Here is a 4,284-nt window from a genome sequence, read left to right on the forward strand (position 1 = left end):
TATTCGATATCAGCAATTTCGAGTTGGGCACCTTCTTCTCGGTCTATGGTGTCATCGCCATCTTTGCCTACCTCTTCGGTGGACCCTTGGCCGATCGATTCCCTCCTCATGGTCTGATGACTGTCGCCCTTCTATCCACTGCCTTGGGCGGGCTCTTCTTCACGACCATCCCTGATATACAAGGGATGTTCTACGTCTATGGATTCTGGGGGCTTACGACCATCTTTCTCTTCTGGGCCTCCCTCATGCGCACGACCCGACTCATCGGGGGAGAGCATTCCCAAGGACTCTCCTTCGGACTATTGGATGGGGGTAGAGGAGCGGTGGCCGCCATCATCGGGCTCATAGCGGTAGGTATGCTCTCATACTTCTTGCCCGAGGATGTAGAAAGTGCCGATATCGCACAGCGGACGGCAGCCTTTCAGAAGGTCATCCTCTTCTTCTGCTGCCTGGTATTCCTGACCAGCCTCTTGGTATTCTTCGTGCTCAGGCGGCTTTCGGGTGTAGAAGGCGTGGCCATCGATAGTTTGACCTGGTCAGAAATCAAAGGGGTGATGTCCTTGCCGGCCGTCTGGCTACAGGCGCTCATCATCCTCTGTGCCTATTCAGGCTATCGTGTGGCCGATGATATCTCGCTCATGGCCAAGGATGTGCTCGATTATGACGAAGTGCAAGCAGCAGGTATTGGTACCTTGAGTCTTTGGCTCCGTCCAGTGGCTGCCATTATCGCTGGAATTCTGGCCGATAGGATCAGCACTTCCAAGATGGTGCTATGGAGTTTTACTCTGATGCTCCTCGGAGGTCTGGCAATTGCTTTTGGTCCGGTGGAGCAGCACGATACCTTGATGGTATTCATCGGGATCATTGCGACCAGTCTAGGAGTATTTGCCATGCGAGGCTTATACTTCGCCATCATGCAAGAGGGAAGGATCCCTGTGCTGTATACAGGTACAGCGGTGGGTATCGCGTCTATAATCGGCTATCTACCGGACATCTATATGGCCCCATTGATGGGCATCCTACTCGATAGTTATCCCGGACTGACCGGACATCGCTATGTATTCATGCTCCTGATGGGCTTTGCCGGACTGGGTCTGTTGACCACGTGGATATTCAGAAGGATGATGTCACCTAAGAACGGATGATCACTTGGCCCGCATGCGGTTGTTGCGCGCATTATGCTCTACCTCGGCCAGACCGAGTTCTTCCATGAGCGGTGGAACATAGTTGGCAAACCTTCCTCTGAAATTCTTCTTCAGTCCATACCATCCACCTACCGGATTGTCGGATGAGCGGGCCCAATGCTCCACCGTGCCTTCTTTAGTAGCCACCTTCTCATCTTTGGAACCGAGCAGCATCCAGTCCCCGTGATCCTTCAGCATCTGGTGCAGATCATCGATACAGCGGGCATCGTAGTGTAACACAGTCTTACCCACCGTGCACACGATGATCTCTTTTCCGTCCTTCTCATCGATATACATCTCATAGGATGAACTACCTGGAGGGGTCTTCAGTTTCCACGGATCGTCTTTACCTCGTTTTTCCATGTCCTTCATATTAGAATGAGTAAGATAGCGATCAGCGCGGGAAGCGCTTGAATGAAGAAGATCTTTCTACTCGCTGTAACTGCACCATAGATACCGGCCAGCACTACACAGAAGAGAAAGAACAGACGGATATTCTCCTGCCATACCAGATCGGAGATGAAGAAGCTCCAGATGAGACCGGCCGCTAGGAAACCATTGTACAAACCCTGATTGGCCGCTAAGACACGTGTTTGCTGGAAGAATTCTCTCGAATAGCCTTTGAATACCTTGTAGGCACGCGTGGTCCATGCGAACATCTCCAACCAAAGGAAGAGCAGATGGAGCAAGGCGACCAAGCCGATAAGTATATCTACGAGCAATTCCATCTCAATCTGATTGATTTTGAAGGTCCATCAGCTTTTTGTACTTCAGGTACTTGGCGTAGGTACTGTTCTTACAGATGATGAATCCATAGTATCCATCTAGAATTCCCAGCTTGAGGATATAATCCCTGAAGAACTTGAAGGCCGGTTTGACGATCAGTTTCAAGACATTGGACCACTTACCATTCTCATAGGCAGCCTTGGAACTGATATCCGTGAAATAGTCGATCTGTCGCATGTGCTCCTCTACCGTATAAAAGGAGTAGTGATATAAATCTCCATTCAGACGGCTCACATCCACGTCATCGTGCAGTATTACCTTATCGTGTGGATTGGTACCTCCCCATTTTCCTCTTCGCCTGTCCCAGAGTCGGGTCTTTGTATCGGGATACCATCCGCAATGGTGTATCCACTTACGGCAGTAATTGGTCAGTCGATTGAAGCTATAGGCCGTATCACCCGATCGGTCGGTGATGGAACGTATGGATTGCTGCAATTCCGGACTCAGGGCCTCATCGGCATCCAGTGATAGTATCAGATCGTATTTGGCCTGCTTCATGGCAAAATTCTTCTGCTCGATATGGCCGGCAAAGATGTTCTGGATGAAACGCACATCGAATTCCCGGCAGATGACCTCGGTCTGGTCGCTGGAGTAGGAGTCTACCACAAGGATCTCATCGGCAATGCCCTGCAGGGATTCCAGACACCTGCGGATGTTCCGCTCCTCGTTATAGGTGATAATGACAGCTGAAAGTCGGCTCAAGATCAGGGAGATTGAAGGGTCGGCTATTCTTTGCGCTTGAAGATGTATGGACCTTGGGTGGCACCCCATACATGGTCATCGTTCATATCGAATCCACGATCCCAGCTGGTGATCACATCGCCTTCGATCTCCACTTCTGAAGTAGCGTAGCTTGCTCCTTGAAAAGAGGATTCGCAATCGCGATCCCGGGTGCTCCCTCGATAGTGCCTATCTCCTAAGCGCTTGAGGATGACCGTGCATCCTATGCGCTCTGTGAGTATAGAAGTGTCATAGTCGGAGAAGTAATCGGGCTCCGTCCATTTACCGATAAATAGCGAGTCGTGTTGGAGTGTGTAGACATCACTGTAATATAGGTCCCCCTCGCGATGTACATGGTAGACCCGCTGGCGGTACGGACGCTGCGGCATGGCCGTCACTGCTTGTTCTACATAGAGATAGTGCCCTGGGAGATCGGTCCAGATAGGCACCATATGCAGGGAGATGTCGTAGTAATTGGTGTCGCTCGCTGCCTGTTCAGCGCTACTGAAGCTGCCGATCAGCAATTCAACGAGTTCTTCTTCCTGGTCGTAGAGTTTTTCATCAGCTGGGCGCTCCATCTGGCTATCCAGTGCATCTTTCTTCTGCGCCCCGCAAGCAGTTATGATCCAGACCAAATTCAGAAATAGGATGTGTCGGGTCATGATAAATGGATTTACATAAGTATACCATCCACCGGTTCGATCTTCGGGGGTAGGTCGGTCTCACCCAGCATCTGTCTCAGGTCGATCTCGATGGTACGGCACAAGGCGGTCATCGGTACATCGTTGATGTAATTCTCAAAAGGGTCCTCGCTGTTATCTCCAACGATCTCCATGGTATAGAAGATCCAAGAGACCACCACGCTGAATGGGATCATCAACCACATGAGCGCATGCCCCATCTCCATGAATTCCCCCATCAAGCCCCATGGGAGGAGTAGTAAGAAAATCCAAACGAATACCGTGCTGAAATAGGCGTATTGACGAGGCAGTGGAGTGTTGTTGATCCGTTCGCACTTGCCTTGGAGATTATAGCATTCTTCCATTACACGCATCATCTCCATATGCCTGAAATCCTCGATGAGCCCTTTCTCCATCAGCATCTTGAGTTCTTCTCCTTGCAAGCGGATGAGATGTGTGGCAGTGTTCTTGGCCATCTTGCAGCCTTCCAGCTCGGTCTCTTTGAGGAAGGGTCCTACCTCATCTCTCCAGTGGATGACCTCCGGCCTCCCTCGATGGAATTTTCCAGCAGTACCACGCGAATGGTCGATGCTGAACGTAGAAGCTTGACGCAATTGAAGTCTTAATGCATTCATCCATGCCATATGCCTGTATATGAGTCGCTTATGCACATTTCGCATTTCCTCCTCTGTGATGCTTTCATTGGCCACGCGCATCGTCACGAAGCTCATTACCTGATTGCCCCAAGTGCGGCTGTAATTCACTATACCGCCCCAGATCTTACGCCCTTCCCAGAATCGGTCATATGCCTGATTGTTCTTGAATCCTACATAGAAGGCCACTGCGATACCTATGGTGCTCAGGGGTAGGAAAGGAATGCTGGCATCGATTCCTCTGTGCTCGAGGAAATGATA

The 4,284-nt window shown here is 50.6% G+C and carries 6 protein-coding genes; 1 reads left to right on the plus strand and 5 read right to left on the minus strand.

The genetic code is table 11. The annotated features are described in order from the left end of the window. Positions 1–1,145: MFS transporter (locus HKN79_01975; GenBank protein ID NNC82318.1), on the plus strand; the 1,145-nt coding region annotated here is incomplete at its 5' end. Here HKN79_01975 and HKN79_01980 read toward each other — a convergent pair. The 5 genes from HKN79_01980 to HKN79_02000 all read right to left on the minus strand — a co-directional run. Continuing rightward, positions 1,146–1,547 (minus strand): hypothetical protein, encoded by a 402-nt coding sequence (locus tag HKN79_01980; protein NNC82319.1) that lies wholly within the window; start codon positions 1,545–1,547, stop codon positions 1,146–1,148. It lies immediately after the preceding gene. A 5-nt stretch (positions 1,548–1,552) separates the two neighbouring features. Next, positions 1,553–1,912 (minus strand): DUF1304 domain-containing protein, encoded by a 360-nt coding sequence (locus HKN79_01985; GenBank protein NNC82320.1) that lies wholly within the window; start codon positions 1,910–1,912, stop codon positions 1,553–1,555. 1 nt (position 1,913) lies between these two features. Further along, on the minus strand, positions 1,914–2,672 hold the full coding sequence (locus HKN79_01990; GenBank protein NNC82321.1) for a glycosyltransferase family 2 protein: 759 nt from the start codon (positions 2,670–2,672) through the stop codon (positions 1,914–1,916). Between the two features lie 23 nt (positions 2,673–2,695). Beyond that, on the minus strand, positions 2,696–3,352 hold the full coding sequence (locus tag HKN79_01995) for a hypothetical protein (protein ID NNC82322.1): 657 nt from the start codon (positions 3,350–3,352) through the stop codon (positions 2,696–2,698). Between the two features lie 11 nt (positions 3,353–3,363). After that, the coding region (locus tag HKN79_02000) for a hypothetical protein (GenBank protein ID NNC82323.1) at positions 3,364–4,284 on the minus strand (921 nt) is incomplete at its 5' end.

Source organism: Flavobacteriales bacterium, from assembly GCA_013001705.1.
GTDB lineage: Bacteria > Bacteroidota > Bacteroidia > Flavobacteriales_D > JABDKJ01 > JABDLZ01.

Excerpts from the sequence above, each read along its gene's own strand:
- HKN79_01980 (NNC82319.1), bottom strand. The coding sequence starts at position 1,547 with ATGGAAAAACGAGGTAAAGACGATCCGTGGAAACTGAAGACCCCTCCA.
- HKN79_01985 (NNC82320.1), bottom strand. The coding sequence starts at position 1,912 with ATGGAATTGCTCGTAGATATACTTATCGGCTTGGTCGCCTTGCTCCAT.
- HKN79_01995 (NNC82322.1), bottom strand. The coding sequence starts at position 3,352 with ATGACCCGACACATCCTATTTCTGAATTTGGTCTGGATCATAACTGCT.